General features: G+C 58.8%; 20 protein-coding genes. 13 read left to right on the plus strand and 7 right to left on the minus strand.

The window, feature by feature from the left end; all coding sequences use genetic code 11:
- Nucleotides 1–29 precede the first annotated feature (29 nt).
- The 6 genes from F3J19_RS15565 (at nucleotide 30) to F3J19_RS15590 (ending at nucleotide 5,901) form a co-directional block, all read left to right on the plus strand.
- Complete coding sequence (locus tag F3J19_RS15565) at nucleotides 30–881, plus strand: enoyl-CoA hydratase family protein (RefSeq protein WP_167042819.1); 852 nt, start codon at nucleotides 30–32, stop codon at nucleotides 879–881.
- Between the two features lie 34 nt (nucleotides 882–915).
- Complete coding sequence (locus tag F3J19_RS15570) at nucleotides 916–2,106, plus strand: acyl-CoA dehydrogenase family protein (RefSeq protein WP_167042877.1); 1,191 nt, start codon at nucleotides 916–918, stop codon at nucleotides 2,104–2,106.
- Nucleotides 2,103–2,555, plus strand: a complete 453-nt coding sequence (locus F3J19_RS15575) for a thioesterase family protein (protein ID WP_167042821.1) — start codon at nucleotides 2,103–2,105, stop codon at nucleotides 2,553–2,555. The genes F3J19_RS15570 and F3J19_RS15575 overlap by 4 nt, the downstream gene beginning before the upstream one ends.
- Entirely contained in the window at nucleotides 2,552–2,947 is a 396-nt protein-coding gene (locus tag F3J19_RS15580; RefSeq protein WP_167042823.1) for a RidA family protein, read from the plus strand. The genes F3J19_RS15575 and F3J19_RS15580 overlap by 4 nt, the downstream gene beginning before the upstream one ends.
- A gap of 65 nt (nucleotides 2,948–3,012) precedes the next feature.
- Nucleotides 3,013–4,653: an AMP-binding protein gene (locus tag F3J19_RS15585; RefSeq protein WP_167042879.1), complete on the plus strand. Its 1,641-nt coding sequence runs from the start codon at nucleotides 3,013–3,015 to the stop codon at nucleotides 4,651–4,653.
- Between the two features lie 24 nt (nucleotides 4,654–4,677).
- Nucleotides 4,678–5,901, plus strand: a complete 1,224-nt coding sequence (locus F3J19_RS15590) for a dienelactone hydrolase family protein (RefSeq protein WP_167042825.1) — start codon at nucleotides 4,678–4,680, stop codon at nucleotides 5,899–5,901.
- A 31-nt stretch (nucleotides 5,902–5,932) separates the two neighbouring features.
- Here F3J19_RS15590 and F3J19_RS15595 read toward each other — a convergent pair whose 3' ends face one another.
- Nucleotides 5,933–6,199, minus strand: a complete 267-nt coding sequence (locus F3J19_RS15595) for a hypothetical protein (protein ID WP_167042827.1) — start codon at nucleotides 6,197–6,199, stop codon at nucleotides 5,933–5,935.
- Between the two features lie 607 nt (nucleotides 6,200–6,806).
- Between F3J19_RS15595 and F3J19_RS15600 the strand changes: the two genes are divergently transcribed.
- The gene (locus F3J19_RS15600) at nucleotides 6,807–8,330 is read left to right on the plus strand and encodes an MFS transporter (RefSeq protein WP_167042829.1); all 1,524 of its coding nucleotides are present in this window, start codon (nucleotides 6,807–6,809) and stop codon (nucleotides 8,328–8,330) included.
- Between the two features lie 58 nt (nucleotides 8,331–8,388).
- On the opposite strand, the gene F3J19_RS15605 is transcribed toward F3J19_RS15600, so the two are convergent.
- Genes F3J19_RS15605 through F3J19_RS15615 form a run of 3 tightly spaced genes read right to left on the minus strand, consistent with a single transcriptional unit; the run spans nucleotide 8,389 to nucleotide 10,337 of the window.
- Nucleotides 8,389–8,847, minus strand: a complete 459-nt coding sequence (locus F3J19_RS15605; protein ID WP_167042831.1) for a GNAT family N-acetyltransferase — start codon at nucleotides 8,845–8,847, stop codon at nucleotides 8,389–8,391.
- 28 nt (nucleotides 8,848–8,875) lie between these two features.
- Complete coding sequence (locus F3J19_RS15610; RefSeq protein WP_167042881.1) at nucleotides 8,876–9,490, minus strand: LysE family translocator; 615 nt, start codon at nucleotides 9,488–9,490, stop codon at nucleotides 8,876–8,878.
- Between the two features lie 25 nt (nucleotides 9,491–9,515).
- Complete coding sequence (locus tag F3J19_RS15615) at nucleotides 9,516–10,337, minus strand: META and DUF4377 domain-containing protein (RefSeq protein ID WP_167042834.1); 822 nt, start codon at nucleotides 10,335–10,337, stop codon at nucleotides 9,516–9,518.
- A gap of 461 nt (nucleotides 10,338–10,798) precedes the next feature.
- Between F3J19_RS15615 and F3J19_RS15620 the strand changes: the two genes are divergently transcribed.
- The 4 genes from F3J19_RS15620 to F3J19_RS15635 all read left to right on the plus strand — a co-directional run bounded on the left by F3J19_RS15620 (nucleotide 10,799) and on the right by F3J19_RS15635 (nucleotide 14,101).
- Nucleotides 10,799–11,836, plus strand: coding sequence for a hypothetical protein (locus F3J19_RS15620; RefSeq protein ID WP_167042836.1), 1,038 nt, complete (start codon nucleotides 10,799–10,801; stop codon nucleotides 11,834–11,836).
- A complete protein-coding gene (locus F3J19_RS15625) occupies nucleotides 11,811–12,401 on the plus strand; it encodes a hypothetical protein (RefSeq protein WP_240158970.1) in 591 nt (196 codons plus the stop codon). Before F3J19_RS15620 ends, F3J19_RS15625 begins: the two co-directional genes overlap by 26 nt.
- Before the next feature lie 472 nt (nucleotides 12,402–12,873).
- Entirely contained in the window at nucleotides 12,874–13,458 is a 585-nt protein-coding gene (locus tag F3J19_RS15630; RefSeq protein WP_240158972.1) for a hypothetical protein, read from the plus strand.
- 97 nt (nucleotides 13,459–13,555) lie between these two features.
- Complete coding sequence (locus F3J19_RS15635) at nucleotides 13,556–14,101, plus strand: hypothetical protein (protein WP_240158973.1); 546 nt, start codon at nucleotides 13,556–13,558, stop codon at nucleotides 14,099–14,101.
- Between the two features lie 87 nt (nucleotides 14,102–14,188).
- Here the strand turns inward: F3J19_RS15635 and F3J19_RS15640 are convergent, their stop codons facing one another.
- On the minus strand, nucleotides 14,189–15,061 hold the full coding sequence (locus F3J19_RS15640; protein ID WP_167042838.1) for an AraC family transcriptional regulator: 873 nt from the start codon (nucleotides 15,059–15,061) through the stop codon (nucleotides 14,189–14,191).
- Nucleotides 15,062–15,210: 149 nt separating this feature from the next.
- Here F3J19_RS15640 and F3J19_RS15645 point away from each other — a divergent pair, with 149 nt between their 5' ends.
- Entirely contained in the window at nucleotides 15,211–15,594 is a 384-nt protein-coding gene (locus F3J19_RS15645) for a hypothetical protein (RefSeq protein WP_167042840.1), read from the plus strand.
- A gap of 252 nt (nucleotides 15,595–15,846) precedes the next feature.
- Here F3J19_RS15645 and F3J19_RS15650 read toward each other — a convergent pair whose 3' ends face one another.
- Nucleotides 15,847–16,653, minus strand: a complete 807-nt coding sequence (locus F3J19_RS15650; protein WP_167042842.1) for an IS5 family transposase — start codon at nucleotides 16,651–16,653, stop codon at nucleotides 15,847–15,849.
- Nucleotides 16,654–16,695: 42 nt separating this feature from the next.
- Entirely contained in the window at nucleotides 16,696–17,160 is a 465-nt protein-coding gene (locus tag F3J19_RS15655) for a hypothetical protein (RefSeq protein WP_167042844.1), read from the minus strand.
- 704 nt (nucleotides 17,161–17,864) lie between these two features.
- On the opposite strand from F3J19_RS15655, the gene F3J19_RS15660 reads away from it, so the two are divergent.
- A complete protein-coding gene (locus F3J19_RS15660; protein WP_167042846.1) occupies nucleotides 17,865–18,368 on the plus strand; it encodes a hypothetical protein in 504 nt (167 codons plus the stop codon).
- Nucleotides 18,369–18,524: the final 156 nt, after the last annotated feature.

Genomic DNA, 18,524 nt, shown 5'->3' on the forward strand with positions numbered 1-18,524 from the left:
GCCGCCATTACCTTGCAGGGGACACACACATGACACGATCCAACGCCGACGCGCTGCTGGCCGGCAACCGTCTCACGCTCGCCGGATACGAAGCGAAACACTTCGGCTGGTCGGTGACGGGCAAAGTCGCGACGATCACGCTGAACCGCCCCGAGCGCAAGAACCCGCTCACGTTCGAATCGTATGCGGAGTTGCGCGACCTGTTCCGCCAGCTTGCCTACGCCACCGACGTGAAGACGGTCGTGCTCCACGGCGCGGGCGAGAACTTCTGTTCCGGCGGCGACGTACACGACATCATCGCGCCGCTGATCGATCTGCCGATGCCCGAACTGCTGCTGTTCACGCGCATGACCGGCGATCTCGTCAAGGCCATGCGCCATTGCCCGCAGCCGATCATCGCCGCCATCGACGGCGTTTGCGCGGGCGCCGGCGCCATTCTCGCGATGGCCTCGGACATGCGCCTCGCCACCGCGCGCAGCAAGCTTGCGTTCCTGTTCACGCGCGTCGGCCTCGCGGGCTGCGACATGGGCGCCTGCGCGATGCTGCCGCGCATCGTCGGCCAGGGGCGCGCCGCCGAACTGCTGTTCACGGGGCGCTCGGCAAGCGGCGACGAAGGCCATGCGTGGGGCTTCTACAACCGCCTCTGCGAGCCGGCGGCGCTGCTCGAAGAAGCACAGAAGCTCGCCGCCGATCTCGCCGCAGGCCCGACCTTCGCGCACGGCATGACGAAGAAGATGCTGCATCAGGAATGGAGCATGAGCATCGACGAAGCCATCGAATCGGAAGCACAGGCGCAGGCGATCTGCATGAGCACGCGCGATTTCGAGCGCGCGTACAACGCGTTCGCGGCGAAGTCGCGCCCCGTGTTCGAAGGAGATTGAGTTGAGCGCCGCCACTCAGGACCATAAGATCGACATGCACAGCGCACTCGCGTGGCCGTTCTTCGAGCCGCGTCATCGCGAACTGGCCGCCCGCATCGAAGCATGGTGCCGCGCCAATCTCGCGCATGACGATCATCAGGATACCGATGCGACCTGCCGCCGTCTCGTGCGCGAACTCGGCGCGGCGGGCTGGCTGAAATACGGCGTCGGCGGCGTTGCATACGGCGGCCACGGCGACACGATCGACACGCGCGCCGTCTGCCTGCTGCGCGAAACGCTCGCGAAGCATTCCGGTCTCGCGGACTTCGCGCTCGCCATGCAAGGGCTCGGCTCGGGCGCGATCTCGCTCGGCGGCACGCATGAGCAGAAGTCGCGCTATCTGCCGCGCGTCGCGAACGGCACGGCCATCGCCGCATTCGCGTTGTCGGAGCCGCAAGCGGGCTCCGACGTCGCCGCGATGGCGCTCGCCGCTCGCGAAGACGGCGACGCCTACGTGCTCGACGGCGAGAAGACGTGGATCTCGAACGGCGGCATCGCAGACTTCTACGTCGTGTTCGCGCGCACCGGCGAAGCACCAGGCGCACGCGGCATCAGCGCGTTCGTGGTCGATGCCGATACGCCGGGGCTCGACATTGCCGAGCGTATCGACGTGATCGCGCCGCATCCGCTCGCGCGCCTGCGCTTCACGAACGCGCGCGTGCCGAAGAGCCAGATGCTCGGCGTGCCCGGCGAAGGCTTCAAGCTCGCAATGCGCACGCTCGATATTTTCCGCACGTCGGTCGCGGCGGCCTCGCTCGGCTTCGCGCGTCATGCAATGGCCGAGGGTCTCGCACGCGCGTCGTCGCGCAAGATGTTCGGCCAGACGCTCGGCGACTTCCAGCTCACACAGGCCAAGCTCGCGCAGATGGCGCTGACCATCGACAGCAGTGCGCTGCTCGTCTATCGCGCCGCGTGGCTGCGCGATCAGGGCGAGAACGTCACGCGCGAAGCGGCGCTCGCGAAGTGGCACTCGAGCGAAGGCGCGCAGCAGGTGATCGACGCCGCCGTGCAGCTTTACGGTGGCATGGGCGTGCAAAGCGGCACCGCGGTCGAGATGCTATATCGCGAGATTCGCGCGCTGCGCATCTACGAAGGCGCGACCGAAGTGCAGCAATTGATCGTCGGCCGCGATCTGCTGAAAGCGTACGCCGCCACCGTTGCCGTCGCCGGGGAGCACGCCCAATGAGCGCTTCGTTCGAAAGACCCGTACGCATCCGCTTTTCGCACTGCGATCCGGCCGGCATCGTGTTCTTTCCGCAGTATCTCGTGATGACCAATGCGCTTGTCGAAGACTGGTTCAACGAGGGCCTGCTGATCGACTACGCGCACATGATCGGCCAGCGCCGCATCGGCCTGCCGATCGTCAAGCTCGATTGCGAATTCTCGCGGCCGAGCCAGATGGGCGAGACGATCACGCTGACGCTGAGCGTCACCGTGATCGGCCGCAGTTCGATCGGCCTCGACATCGTCGGTCACTGCAACGGCGAAACGCGCTTTCGCGCAAAACAGGTGCTCGTGACGATGTCGTTCGAGACCGGCAAATCCATCGGGATTCCCGACGACATCGCGAGCGCGCTCGCGGCATACGCTCCATCGTCCCATCCATCGAAGCGCACCGAGGCGCAACGCTCATGAAAAAAGCTCTCCTTCCCGCCGGCTGGATCAAACCACGCGGCTATGCGAACGGCGTCGCGGCCACCGGCACGCAGGTGTTCATCGCCGGTCAGATCGGCTGGGACGAACAGGCCCAGTTCCATACCGACGACTTCGCCGCGCAAGCGGTGCAGGCGATCAAGAACCTGCTCGCCGTGCTGCGCGAAGCGGGCGGCAAGCCCGAGCACCTCGTGCGCATGACGTGGTACGTCACCGACAAGCGCGAATACCTCGCGGCGCTGAAGGACATCGGCCGCGCGTTTCGCGAACTGATCGGCGATTACGACATTGCGATGAGCGCGGTGCAGGTCGTTGCGCTGATCGAGGATCGCGCCAAGGTCGAGATCGAGGCCACCGCCATGATTCCTCATTGAAAGCCGCGCCGCCCCACACGCCAAACGCAGTGCATTAACCGGCTCAACGACACCGGGAGACCATGATGGAACCGTCAGCACACGTCGATACTTTCGCGCGCGACAATCTTCCGCCGCAGGATCAATGGCCCGTCTTTCTGCTCGACAACCCGGACGTGGACTATCCGGCGCGGCTGAACTGCGCGACCGAACTGCTCGAACGGACCATCGAAGCCGGTTATCGCGACCGGCCGGCCATCTGGTCCGACGTGGACGGCAAGCCGCACGCGACGACCTACGGCGAACTGCTCGCGCTCGTGAATCGCAGCGCCCATGTGCTCGTCGATGAAATGGGTTTGCAGCCGGGCAACCGCGTGCTGCTGCGCGGACCGAATACCTTGCAGATGGCCGTGGCGATGTTCGCGGCGCTGAAGGCCGGGCTCGTCGTCGTGCCGACCATGCCGCTGCTGCGCGCGAAAGAACTGAAGCAGATTATCGTAAAAGCGCGGATCAGCGCCGCGCTATGCGATGCGCGCCTGACCGGCGAACTCGCGCGCTGCACCGATCCCGCCGACGAGTTCTACTGCCCGACGCTCACGCAAACGCGCCGCTTTCACGACGACTCCGCCGATTCGCTCGACACGCTCGCGGCCAGCAAGCCCGCGCACTTCACCGCATGCGATACGGCCGCCGACGACGTCTGCCTGATCGCGTTCACGAGCGGCACGACCGGCGCGCCGAAGGGCTGCATGCATTTCCATCGCGACGTGATCGCGATGTGCGATCTGTTTCCGCGCCATGTGCTGAAGCCGTCTTCGAACGACATCTTCTGCGGTACGCCGCCGCTCGCGTTTACGTTCGGCCTCGGCGGATTGCTGTGCTTTCCGCTGCGCGTCGGCGCCTCGACGGTGCTCGTCGAAAAGCTCGCGCCCGAAACCCTGCTCGTGCTCGTCGAACGTTTCGGCGCAACGGTCATGTTCACGGCACCGACTTTTTATCGGCAAATGGCGCCGCTCGTCGCGCAACACAACGTGTCGACGCTGAAGAAAACCGTGTCGGCCGGCGAAGCGCTGCCCGATTCGACACGCCGGCTATGGCATGACGCGACCGGGATCGACATGATCGACGGCATCGGCGGCACCGAGCTGATCCATATTTTCATTGCGGCGCAGGGCGACGAGATTCGCGCGAACGCGATCGGCCGCGCGGTGCCCGGCTACGTCGTGCAAGCGGTAGACGACGACATGCGGCCGGTGCCGCCCGGCACGATCGGCAAGCTCGCGGTGCGTGGCCCGACCGGCTGCCGCTATCTCGCCGACGACCGGCAACTGCGCTTCGTGCGCGACGGCTGGAATCTGCCCGGCGATTCGGTCTATCTCGACACGGACGGCTACGTGTTCTACCAGGCGCGCGCCGACGACATGATCGTCTCGGCCGGCTACAACATCTCCGGACCCGAAGTGGAAAGCGTGCTGCTGCAACATGAAGCGGTGGCCGAATGCGGCGTGATCGGCATCCCCGACGAAACGCGCGGACAGATCGTCAAGGCATTCGTCGTGCTGAACCCCGGCTATACCGCCGATGACAAAACGGTCGCGCAACTACAGGATTTCGTGAAGAATAGCGTGGCGCCTTATAAATATCCCCGTGTCATCACTTTCGTCGGCGCACTGCCGCGCACCGAAACCGGCAAGCTCAAACGTTTCGAGTTGCGTACGATGACGTAACCCACTTCATGGGATCGAAATCGCATGACAGGCTCTTTCATCGAAGTCGTCGCCGAAGACGGCGGCTGTTTCAACGCTTATGTCGCGCGGCCCGCGCAGGGCTCCGGCCCCGGGCTCGTGCTGCCGCAGGAAATTTTCGGCGTCAACGACTCGATGAAAGCGACCGCCGACCGCTACGCTGAAGAAGGTTACGTTGTGCTCGTGCCGGACCTGTTCTGGCGCATCAAGCCGGGCATCGACCTCGGCTACGGCGAAACCGACATGCAACAGGCGCTCGGCTATCTCGGCCAGTTCGACGCCGACCTCGCGGTCAAGGACATCGCCGCCACCATCGCCACGTTACGCGGGCTGCCCGAACAGGCGGGTAAGGTCGGCGTAGTCGGCTACTGCCTCGGCGGCAAGCTCGCGTTTCTCGCCGCAGCGCGCACCGACGTCGACTGTGCGGTCAGTTACTACGGCGTGGGCCTCGACGCCCATCTGAACGAAGTGCCGTCGATCCACTGCCCGATGGTGTTTCACTTCCCCGAGAACGACGCGCATTGCCCGCCTGAAACGCGCGAGCGCATCGGCGCGGCATTGCGCACGCGGCCGCACATCGAGCAATACCTGTACCCCGGCTGCGATCACGCGTTCGCGGCGCCGGCGCGCAAGCAATACGACAAGCCCGCCGCAATGATGGCGTACTCGCGCACGCTCGCGCTGCTGCGCAAGGTGCTCGGCCCCGTCTACGATCTCAACGCGCTGTGGGAAGCGCATTGCTATCACGAGTTCGCGACGCGCGACGTCGATGCGGTCATGCCGACGATGGTCGCGCAACCGTATGTCAATCATGTGCCAACGATGACGGGCGGTGTCGGCCACGACAATCTCAAACGCTTCTACACGCATCACTTCGTCAACTCGAATCCGCCCGATACCAGGCTGATTCCGATTTCGCGCACGATCGGCGCGGACCGCATTGTCGACGAATTCATTTTCAGTTGCACGCATAGCTGCGAAATCGACTGGCTGCTGCCGGGCGTTGCGCCGACCGGCAAGTACTTCGAAGTGCCGATGCTCGCGGTGGTGTGCTTCCGCGGCGACAAGCTCTATAACGAGCACATCTATTGGGATCAGGCTTCGGTGCTGGTGCAGGTGGGATTGCTTGATCCTGAGGGGTTGCCGGTGGCGGGAATCGAGAGTGCGCGGAAGTTGCTCGATGAAACGTTGCCTTCGAATCGGTTGATGGGTGGGAAGTCGAAGGTGTGAGTGGTGGCCGCCGACGTCGCTGTTACTTGACTCAGAACACGCGCAAGGAAAGTTTCGCGTCGAGCCGGTCATAAAGCGACGGCGGCAGCTTCACAAACGATGTGTTGTCGCCGCCACGAGAAAAAGAAACCGCGTCGTTATTCAGCCAAACCAGTTCGGGAACTGGCGTGCTGAAGGTTCTGCGCACGAGTAACTCGCCTGAGCCGGCGTCGTAGACTCGGCCGACGTAGTCCGGATTGTTGCCGCCTCTCCATTGAAGCAGGCATCGCTCTGCGATGTAGTGGCGGTTTTCGGACATGCGTCTAATGCATTCGCTCGCACTGAGGTCGGTCGTGTGGGTGGCGAGTCGGAGAATGACGAACCCGAACAGGAATATGGGTATCCACCACTTTGCCAGAGAGCTTAATTTCATAAGTGGACTTCGTTATGGATTGGTCGTCTTGATTGTTCACGGAACTTCCGACATTGAAATGCCGAAGCGGAAAGTCTTACCTTCCACTCCAGCCGATTCTCGACGAATAAGGCAATCTGCCACAATCGGAATACGCTGAAAATTCCCATCTATTGTGGCGACTTCTCGCATCAATAACGATGCGTCAACATTGACAGTACGAGCGCGAAGCGTGTACTCGAACACGGCGGCAAGCGTAGCATTCTCCCTCCGCAATCACCCCGACACCCCGCCCATCATTTCGTAGTTGTGTCGCATAACTCATCAGGCTAGACTCGACCATCCCCTTACAATCGACAAACGACCGCAGGGTTCGGCCCTTTGAACCTGGCCAGCAAATATCGCCAAACTACGACCGCCGACGCATTACCCCTGCTCGCGGCCCCGTCCGGCATCCGACAGCCCCCGGCCGACTCGCTGCAAACCCGATCCACCGCGCCACAGGAGCGCCCGCATGACCCATGCCATTCACGGCCGACAACGCTGGCTCGCGCTAATCGTTCTATGCCTCGGCGTACTGATGATCGTGCTCGACACCACCATCGTGAACGTCGCACTGCCCTCCATCGCGGCCGATCTCGGCTTTAGCGAGACCTCGCTCGTGTGGGTCGTCAACGCGTACATGCTCACGTTCGGCGGCTGCCTGCTGCTCGGCGGACGGCTCGGCGATCTATACGGGCATCGCAAGCTGTTTCTCAGCGGCATTACGCTCTTCACGCTCGCTTCGCTCGCGTGCGGCATGGCGAACTCGCAAGTGCTGCTGGTCGCCGCGCGCGCCGTGCAAGGCTTGGGCGGGGCGATCGTCTCGGCGGTATCGCTGTCGCTAATCATGAATCTGTTCACCGAACCCGGCGAACGCGCGAAAGCGATGGGCGTGTACGGCTTCGTCTGCGCGGGCGGCGGCAGCATCGGCGTGCTGCTCGGCGGCTTGCTGACGAACCTCTTGAGCTGGCACTGGATCTTCCTCGTCAATCTGCCGATCGGCATCGCCGTGTATGCACTGTGCCTCGCGCTGCTGCCCGCCGCACGCGGACACGCGCACGGCGAGCGGCTCGACGTGGCCGGTGCGGTCACCGTCACCGTATCGCTGATGCTTGCCGTCTACGCGGTCGTGAACGGCAACGAAGCGGGATGGGCCTCGCTGCAAACGCTCGGCCTGCTATGCGCCGCGCTCGCGCTACTCGGCGCGTTCCTTGCGATCGAAGCGAAAGTCGAGCATCCGTTGATGCCGCTCGGCCTCCTGCGTCTGCGCAATGTCGCGACCGCCAACGTGGTCGGCGTGTTGTGGGCCGCGGCGATGTTCGCGTGGTTCTTCATCTCCGCGCTGTACCTGCAACGCGTGCTCGGCTATCGACCATTGCAGGTCGGGCTCGCGTTTCTGCCCGCCAACCTGATCATGGGATTTTTCTCTCTCGGACTCTCGGCGCGCGTCGTGATGCGCTTCGGGCTACGTCGTCCGCTCGCGGTTGGCCTGCTCGTCGCCGCGTGCGGCCTCGCGCTATTCGCGCGTGCGCCCGTGGACGGCGGCTTCGTGCCCGACGTGCTGCCCGGCATGATCCTGCTCGGCTTCGGCGCGGGCATCGCGTTCAATCCGCTGCTGCTTGCCGCGATGAGCGACGTCGATGCGGCCGACTCGGGTCTCGCATCGGGTATCGTCAACACGTCTTTCATGATGGGCGGAGCGCTTGGACTCGCGGTGCTCGCGAGTCTCGCCGCGGCGCGCAGTGAAGCGATGCAGGCCACGGCGAGCGCGGCGGCCGCGCTCAATAGCGGGTATCACGTGGCATTTCTGTTTGGAGCGGTTTTTGCGGCTACGGCTGGTGTGCTGGGTGGCTTGTTGTTGAGGCCGGGGCAGGCTGGTGGTGCTGAAGCGGCCTCTCAGTTGGACTCCGGACCTGCGTCTGATTCGACTGCGGCCACCTCTTCTACAGAACATTCGCGCGGCGCGGACAATACAACGGCGACAGAGAACTACTGAATTCACCGCCCGTCACTCGCATAACAGAATGCGGTTGAAAAGAAATCGCGCCGTCAGATCAAAGTTCTTTCGCCATATCGACGATTGTGGAATTCGTGCGCGACGGGTGCGGCCGTCGCCCTGTTTCAACATAGCCGAGTTTCGAATAGAGCGCGATGTTCCTGCTCATCAACGCATTCGTGTAGAGCTTCATGCTCGACTTGCCGTTCGCTTTGGCGCGCCGCTCGGCCTCCGCAATCAGGCGAGCGCCGATTCCCTTGCCGGCATGATCGGGGTCTACCGCGACATTGAAAATCAGATCATGTGCATCGCCGGATTCGACGACGATAAGACCCGCGACTTCGTCATGCACACACGCCAGCATCACTTCACCGCGCGCGATGTGTGGCGCGTGATCTTCCACAACGGGCTGCGGATGGAAGCCGAGAACCGGTAACCACGCTGCGTAGGCACGTTCGGTGATTCGCCGCACGACGGGAATATCTTGCGGCGTCGCATTTCTGATTTCGGTTTGCATCTGCCTGCCTCACCTCGTTATGGTTTGCTCAATTGCGGCTCGCAATAGCCACCGCCGCACCGCCGAGCGCAAATGCGCCAACACGATTGGTAAAGCGAACCGCGCGAGGCGTACGCAGAATAAAACGCGCCTTATGGGCCAAAGATATCCAGCTCAGGTCGATCGCGGCCAGCGTCACGAGAGTGACCGACGCAAGAATCGCCCACTGCCGCACACCCACCGACGGGAGATCGATCAACGCAGGCAGCAACGCAATATAGAAAACCATGATCTTCGGATTACCCAAGGTAACGGCCATGCCCGCACCGAACATCGACAGTGCGGAAGATCGGCGCGGCAGCGTATCTTCGGCTTCCGTTGCGGGTTGCCGCCACATCCGGATTGCGAGCCAGAACAGGTAAGCACAGCCCAGCCATCTGATTGCGTGAAAGATGAACTGGAAGGTCTGGGCCAGCATCGTGAGCCCGGCCATTGCCATGCTGAGCCAGATCACCTCGCCGATCCACATCGCCGCAACGAAAGGAATCACACCGCGCCATCCTCTCGCGATAACGCGCGAGACCAGTGCGACGACGCTCGGGCCGGGAGTCGCCGCGTTGAGCAGCAATGCACCTGCAAAGATAGCGACGGATAACAGTTCCATGCGGATTTCCCTGATATGAATGGCGCTACTGCTCGACTTTTTCCGACTCCACGACGATGTCCAGCACGTAAGCGACCGACGACCCATCGGCGGGTGGGTTATTGACGGTAAAGCGCTTCACGCGCAGCACGTTGCGAATACCCGGCGTGTGCGAATAACCCTCGATATCCTGATTCAGCGGCTGCCATTCTCCAGGCGTGCCGGTGGACAACCCATGCTCGTCGAAGTGGCGTTCACGCACCAGCAGACATTGCCTGTTCGGAATCAGCGGATGGTTGCATGGCACAGTCTGCGGGGCGACTTCGAGGAAGGCCGTTTCGCCGGGACCGCCGAAGCGTGTTTGCGCGGTGGGCACACCGGTAAAGCTCAGCGTATCACCGTTATCCATGACCAGTTGCAGGCTGGGCACATTGCCGCGAGCCAGCAGGTTCACGCTGACACTACCGCGCAGGCGCTGCGAAATGGCGTCGTCGAGTGCGGCGAGATTCGGATCGGTGCAGGCCATCATCGTGCTCGCCATCGAGCCGATTTGCATGCGGCCTTTCCGGATGCTGTACGCGGCGCCCAGGTTATTGCAGCTATTCACCACGTTCAGCCGGTCAGCGCTGAAGTCCAGTTGCACTGGCTGGTCCGGTCTCACGAACAGCGCATCGATGTGCGTGCCCTGGCTGTCGATCGCGTTGTTAAGTTGCCAATGGTACCGCCCGAGGATGGTAGTGCCGCTGGTCGATGTCGTGCTCGCCACAGCGGCGGACGAGGCGAACGATGATGGAGCCGGATTCGTCGCTTCAGGCGAATGCGCGCAGGCGGCTAAAGCGAGCGGCAGTAATAGCGTGCGGTATTTCACGTCGGTACCTCCGGTGGTTCGGTGGATGTTCCTGGCGGCTGGCCGCGTTAAAGACGGATGAACGAGGGATTCGGGTTGCTTAGGGGAATTCCAAGGAGAACCCTCGAATGGTACATCCGACTGCGTTATACCGGGTTTTCGGGCTGATTTAGTCCTGATAGTGAATGTCGACTCGATGCTCGACAGGATGACCCAAGCGGATTGCCAATACTCGTGCGTGTGGTTTTTTGTTGGTGAGATTCTTATTTGAGGTTGAATCACAGCTGTGACCTTATTCGGCTTTATGTCGCGAAGTTCTGGATGCCGAATCTGATTCTCAACGTAGTGACCGGCATTCGATGCCGCATCAATATTCGGACAGGTTTAACAGTTTGTAAAGGTTTTCGTTCAACGCTATTTTTTAGCGCGCTTCTATCTGATACGATCTGCGCTTCTATTCAGGCATACGCACCGGACTCCTAATGTTTTTCAGACAAGAAACTTTGTACATATACGAGAAGTCAGACTTCTCCTTCGACTCCTGGTTGATTTGGGGCCGTAAGCAGCTTACGCGCGAGGAACAGGATGAAATAAAGGAGGTATTGAGAATTGCGCATGAAGACTTCGTGAAGTGGTTCGATCCTGATTCGTGGACAACGAATTGTGCGGACATGCACCAGCTGCGGCATCTGTTGAGAAGCACCGATCACACATTGCTTATCCATATTATGAGCAATCATGAGGTCGCCCGGGCAGTACATGAGAAACTCAGAAGCGGTCAGCTGATTTTTATTCCGCCACGGGAGGCGGTTGGACGGTACATCGAGAACGCGCGGAGGAGGCGTGAGCAGGTGATGGGGAGAGGAAGATCCGCTGTGCCTGAAGAACAGGCCGTGGCTCTTTCCATCTCGCGTGCTGTCACATCCTACGGCAATGCGTCGCGTGGTCCGGTGGCACCATCGCCTGTGGCTGATTTTATGGCTAACGAAGTGGGTGAGGATGTTGACAAACTGGTTGGCATGTCTCCGGGTTTGCAGGCGGATTTGAAGAAGTTGGGGGATGCGGGGTGGCAGATAAACTATAGGGAGGCGGGCAAAGGCTCAGATACCGATCGATCAAATAGCTTTATCTGGCTAGACTCTACTCTCAAAAATAATCCCAGGACATTGACAGAAACCCTCTCCCACGAAGTTGGGCATGCGATGTACTCGTACAAACCAGATTACTCATCAAAAGCCGCTTACGTAAGCGGAACGCTAAAGGACGAGGCGGCGGCGACCATGAACAATATTCGGACTGAACGCGAAATTCTTGAACACGGTGGTCCAGACATCGGAATACTTGGAGTCAACCATGCTGCCTACAGTCAAGCTTATGATCAGTTCCTGAAAGATGGGAACACTGCTACCTGTCTGGATGCAATCGGAGCTGCATTCGGCAACGAAACCACCTCGAACACACGACAGACCTACGTCGACTACTATGGAAGCTGGTATGAAAATTCCCACCCGTTCAGATAATTTTTTCTGGACGTCTGCAATGCTTTGCCTCGCAATTGGGCTCACTGGGTGTGCAAAAATGACCCAAGACCACAGGAAAAATTCTCAAATTATGCAAACATCTATGACACTGTGGCAAACCATCGATGCACTCGCTCAGCATATTCCATTTAGCAAAAATAATGTCGAAAACGTACTATCGGCTCATCTTGCTGAGAAGGATACCAGTGAGAGTCCTATTCAGAACACGGCATTTCTGTTCTATATAGGCGGTCCCGTCAATCTGACTGATGGTGCTGTAATCAGCAACGTGGATTTACGTATCCGGCGCAAGGCAGGACATCCTGGCTTTCTTGTACTCAACATGAAGGGGAGATGTGTCAGTCTTGATGAGGTACGTTCACACTATAGTGACCTCAAACTAACATATCCACCTCGCCCCGATTCAACGTATGCCTTTACAGGATACTCGACCTTCCCATCGTGGGGGAGATTGTCATTTAGTTTTCTGGAGCGCAATCCAAATTGTCTTTCATCATTGTCTTTTGATCCCAAGCCTATCGAAGCGGGCAACATGATGAAGTGAGCAACCATGGCAAAACGCGGGGTTGGGAACACGGCCTGCCTCGCGTATGAGCGAGTCGCTCTTACGCTTTAAGCGGTGCACCGGAGCCCAAACCAGCGCTCAAGATTCTCCAAGGCAAAACCATATGGCAATCGTAAAAGCATTGGAACAATTCGGCCGATGTCACGACCGGTACGTCGATACGCTCGCGACCAGCAAAGAAGACTAGGTCGACACGCCGAACACGTTGTATACGTCCCTTCAACAGTTGTCCTAGAAGTTGCCGTTGAGTTCGATGAACTCAACATAGAGTCAACATGAATCAAGAACTGCGCATGGCCTTCGGCAACTCGTCGATAGAGGTCCGCCTTCAGCACAGGAAATGTACCTGCAATCTGATTTAACGAGGTCGATATCTGCTTTACGCTGAACTTCGTCGTCAATCTCTTCGATTGACGCAAGCTAACTGAACTACGAGAAGCCGGTATTGCTAATGTTCATTCGTTTTTCAACCATCTTTCTCAAGACACTTACCGTACTCGGCTTGACAATATTGTCCGCTGGATGCGTTCAAACAGTTGAATCACACCGGATGGATTCACAGGTCGCGCAACCATCTATGACATTGTGGATAGCTATTGATACGCTAGCGCAGCAAATCCCATTTAGCAGAAACAAGGTTGAGAACGCCCTCTCGACTCATCTCGTCAAGGGAGATACCAGCAAGAACCCGATTCAGAACACTGCATTCCAGTTCTACACAGGTAGCCCCGTCAGGTTAGCGGATGGCATCACTATCAGTAACGTAGATTTACGCATCCGGCACCGTCCTGGGCACCCCGGTTTTCTCGTACTCAATCTTGGTGGCAGTTGCACCACTCTCGATGCAGTTCGAGAGCACTATCGCGACCTTAGAATCACCGAACACCCTCATGGGCATTCGCTCGATGAGGCCACATCGTATTCGGCTTTCCTGGAATGGGGAAAACTGTCGTTCGGGTTCCTGGAACGTAATCGCAATTGCTTGGCATATGTTGTCCTCAACCCGAAGTACGATGCGGACAACATTGCACAATAGAGAAATTTACCCTTGAGCTCAATCCTAACGTACTTACCAGATGTTTTTTAATTATAGAAATCCGCTCTGCTCACATAGCTCGTTCAAGACGATTGCCATGTTCAGCCTGACAATCTGGTTTGCCGGATGTGGATCGACCACTGGACAGTACGAAAAGGATTCGCGGACGACGCAATCGTCGAGGACGCTATGGCAGGCTATCGATACGCTAACGCAACAGGCTCCCTTCACCACAGATAAGATTGAGAACGTCCTCGCGACTCATCTTGTCGTGAAAGATAACAGCAAGAGCCCTATTCAGAACACCGCATTTCAGTTCTACACAGGCGGACCGGTCAATCTGGCTGACGATGTTGTAATCAGCAATGTAGATTTACGTATCCGGTATCGGGCAGGACACCCCGGTTTTCTCGTGCTTAACCTTAGCGGTAGCTGTATTACGCTCGATATGGTGCGCGCGCATTACCGCAGCCTCAGAGTTACGGACCGTCCGCGCGGCAGATCACTCGATGAAGTCACCTCATACACAACCTCGCTCCATTGGGGGGATCTGTCTTTCAGCTTCAAGGAGCGCAATCCGAATTGTCTTTCGTCGCTGGCCTTCGATCCCAAACCTATTGAAACAGACAACATGGCGAAGTGATAGAAATTTTCCTTCGAGCAGCACCTAAACTACTTACCGAGAATTTGAAAAATATCGAAGCCGACCCGTCAAGGTCGGCTCCGCCCCTCACACCAACGGAATATAAATATCCGTCTGCCACTGATCCAACGGCGTCTCCGGATACACACTCAAGTACTGAAAGAACAGCGGCTGATCCCGCAACTCTTCGCCACTCGAAGGAAGCCAGTCGCGATAGATCGGATAGATCGTCTCGCCGATATGGTCGGTCGATCCCGTATGCCGCACCACCGCGCACCGGCCAGCCGGAATCAGCAGTTCGCGCACACCATAGCCATTCGGCGCGACCGCTTCGCCGATCTCTCCGCAGATATCGAAACGGAATTCCTCGGCCGGCGTCGTATCCGGGTTATTGTGCGGGATGCCGAAAGTCCTGCTCGACGATACCGGCGATTGTCCGCTTTGCATACGCCAGTCGATAAACTTGCGCACGCTCTCGTTGACAAGTCCTGGCGCGCCGCAATGTTCGAGCGCGGCAACGCGGGTTTCAGCAAAATCGACAATTTGCACTTGCATGGTCAGCTTCCTTGAAAGATAGGGAACAACGAAATTCGCACTCCAGACATGCCATTTCGGATGCCGCCGAAACGCGCTCGGCGCCGCGCCGAACACACGCTTGAACGCACGGCTGAAGGCTTCGGGACTGTCGAAGCCCGCGTCGAACGAGGCATCGAGCACCGAGCAGGACGCTTGCGTGGCGAGGCGGCGGGCCGCTCGACGCAAGCGCATCAGCTGCACGTAGCGCACGACCGGCACGCCGACATACGCGGCGAACTGTCGATGAAAATGAAACTTCGAGAAGTTCGCGATGCGACTCAGCGCGTCGACCGACAGATCGCCCTCGAGATTCGCGTCGATATAGGCAAGGACGGCGTCGAAACGCTTCGTATAGGCAGTGGTGGCGTCGGTGTGAGCTTGCATGGTCTGGTTTGTGCGAGTTCCGATATGGTCGCCGAGGTTGGGCACATCATACCTAGCCGCGCTTGCTCGATTGTCGATCGGTGCCGCTGCCAGACCGCGCGAATTTGCGTAAACTTGGCTTCGCCTCCTCCACTAGAGACTTTCCGTCGATGCCCTCTTCGATCAGCAATTCGCTCCTCTGGATCTTCGACGCATTCGAGCGCAATCCGACCTACGTCCGCCGGCGGATGTTCGGCTGTGACGCCGCTTATATCGACGGCCTGTTGTGTCTGATCGCCGCCGATCGCGACAAACCCTGGAATGGTCTGCTGGTCTGTACATCGCACGAACGCCATGCCGCGCTCATCGCCGATATACCCGCGTTGCGGCCGCATCCGGTGCTCGGGAAATGGCTTTATGTGCCGCAGGATGATCTGGCGTTTGAAAGTACTGTGGAGAGGATGACGGAGCTCGTGCTGGCTCGCGATCCGCGTGTGGGGGTAGAGCCGAAGCCGCGCAAGCGGCGGAGTAAGTCGGCGTTGCCGGATGATTGAGGCGGTTCGGTGGGGATTTTTCTGCGTTTATTTTCGGCGTGAGCTTCGGGTATGGCTTGTTGGGTGGCGATGTACGGATACTTGCGGCGTCAGACGCTCGCATGGCCTTGTCGATTATGCGCAGCACGTGCGGAGCCGATCGTAGCGATTACTACCATCGGCTCCGTTGTACTAAGGAATTGCTTTGGCGCTCATCGGCTTTGCGCGATTTGATTCGATCTGCTTCGGCCTGATGCGATCGTCTAGAGCGTGTTAGGCACTTTGGATAATGGGCACGGCATGAACAAGCATGAGCATAGCGAAGACGACGAAATGCAAGCCTGCCAGGGTTTCGGGCAGGCGTTCGTAGTCGCGTGCCAGTCGCCGGAAGCGATTGAGCCATCCGAAGCTGCGCTCGACCACCCAGCGACGCGGCAACAGCACGAAGCCTTTCTTCGCCTCGGGCAGTTTGATGACCTGCAACTCCATGCCTTCGTCGCGGGCTGCCTGCGCCGCCGTGTCGCCCGTATAGCCCTGGTCAGCAAAGGCGAGTTTTACCGTCTGACCGGTGACATGCTGAACCTGACGCGCAAGCTCGCCCACCTGTGCACGCTCCTGCTCGCTGGCCGGCGTAATGTGCACCGCGAGCAGCAGGCCCAGCGTGTCGACGGCCATATGGACTTTGCTGCCTCGCTTGCGCTTGTGACCGTCATAGCCCGCGCGCGGTCCGCTTTCGCACGTGGACTGCAACGTGCGTCCATCCAGAATCACCGCGCTGGGCTGGCCCTGGCGCTCCTGTGCCACGCGCAGCACCGAACGCAAATCGCTGACCATCGCCTCGAAGCAACCCGCGTTGAGCCAGCGCTGTGTTTGCTGGTAGACCAGCTCCCACGGCGGGAAGTTGGTCGGCAGCATGCGCCACGATGCACCCGCTCGCGCTATCCAGCGCAATGCGTTGAACATTTCGCGCAGTTCATATCGGCGCTGCGGCGCATCTTCGCTCATCAGGACGAGGTACGGAGCGGCAAAGCTCCACTCCTCGTCCGATACATCTGTTGGGTACGGTTTGCGTTCTGGCATTGCGCCAGGTTACCAGGTTTGGCACAAAGTGCCTAACACGCTCTAGTGTGGGCCGGTTATCGGTTGTTGTCCGGCGTCTGCAGTCAACGTGACCGTGGTTTTCGCGGATGCATTCCTGCCGCGCGATCCTTTTGCACAAGCGATAGGCGCTTTCGCTCTCTGCGATGCCTCGGTCAGCAAGTTCGTCGCATGCTGTGCGGTGATGCGGCTGAGCGGGACACCCTTCGCATCGAGCGCGATCACCTGGAACAGTTCGCGGTCGAATTCGAGTTCCATTTGATACTGCTCCGCTGTGTCCAGCAGCAATTCGAGAAGCTTCTGACGACGCCGTCTTTCGTCGCGCGTAATGGCAGGATTACTACATATCGAAGATACGAGTGTGATGAGCGTATCCATTTGAGCTACCTGCCGGTCGCACAGATCGAATGCGGAAAGAGCGAGCTTTTCGTACTGGAGTGCGTCGACGGGCGGACGCGAAGCTGGTCGATTTTTGACGGACCTGGTCATTGTGCGATCTCCCTGTTGCTTCATGGGGATGCCTGGACAACCGCTTTTTTTGAGACGGGTGAGCGGGCACATGATCGAGTTAGCAGACCGGCGTTCCAACAATCCGGCGAGCCTTGCGGCTCCTCAACCATAGCCCGCCCATTGAGATATAGACGTGCAGGGTTAGACGCACACCCGCCTGAGCGGGTGTGCGGTTGGAACGACGGGCTGCTAAACCCGGTCGCCGGGTGTTTCCCGGCGACTTGGTAAGTATAAGGCAGGAGACGTTGGTTTCCTTCTATCTCGAAAGTTAAATGTTTGTTGAGGTAGATGGAGAAATTCAGTCTGCCTCGAACGGGGAGCACAATTGTGGATAACTGAATGGTCCCATCATCCAACCCGACCGTCCGCCGAGAGCAGTTCGGCTTTAGCCGATATTTCACTAAAGCCACTTGCATCGACTGCGCCAAGAGCCTAACGGTCACGACCTTGAGTGAACTAGCGTCATGCTCCAACATCAATGAAGAATATGATAGTGGGGAAGTTGGTTGCCGCCGGAATTCAATTCACGCCGTTGGCGCTCTGTGGCACACTTCCTATGCCGATGGAATCAGTACGTGAGGACCAAGTTAACTAGATAAAGCCCGCTATCTTGATGGCACTGAAGGTATAGGGGTGCAATGTAGGTCGTTACGGTACCAGTCTGGAGTATTAAAAGGTAACGAATGGAGCGTGTAGCGGAAGCATTGACGATACAGGCGATCTCGGTCAAGGACGAGAGGGATGCGAATCTCTTTGGGCGGAGCGCATTCAATCGTTATTATTATTCTGTCTACCTCTCTACGCGTCAAATGGTTCGTATCGGCCATCCAGAAATAAAGCAATTCAAGCATAAGGAACTGCCTGATCTGCTGATCGGGAAAGTCCAAGAAAGGATTCAGCAAGAGGCATCCAAGCTGAAAAAGCGCAACATATTGTCTGACGGACAGGCAAGCCAGTTAGTGCAGTCTGCTAGGCAAGCACTCAGCGAGTTGGCAAATATTCTGCGTGAAGGCTACCATATCCGAGTGATAGCAGATTACGAACCAACTGTAATTGCAACCGTCTCCAACGGGCATGTGATTTTGGAAAGCAAAACGTCAGATGCTGCACGTCAATGGGGACTGCGGGCGCAGCGCTGCATTGGACAGATCCATCGCGTTTGGAGGCAACTTGGCATCAGTACATGAATCTGACGTATCTTCGTTCTTGGAAAAATCTAGAGCGTGTTAGGCACTTTGTGCCAAACCTGGTAACCTGGCGCAATGCCAGAACGCAAACCGTACCCAACAGATGTATCGGACGAGGAGTGGAGCTTTGCCGCTCCGTACCTCGTCCTGATGAGC

It is taken from the genome of Burkholderia sp. Ax-1724, assembly GCF_011752995.1.
Classification (GTDB): Bacteria; Pseudomonadota; Gammaproteobacteria; order Burkholderiales; family Burkholderiaceae; genus Paraburkholderia.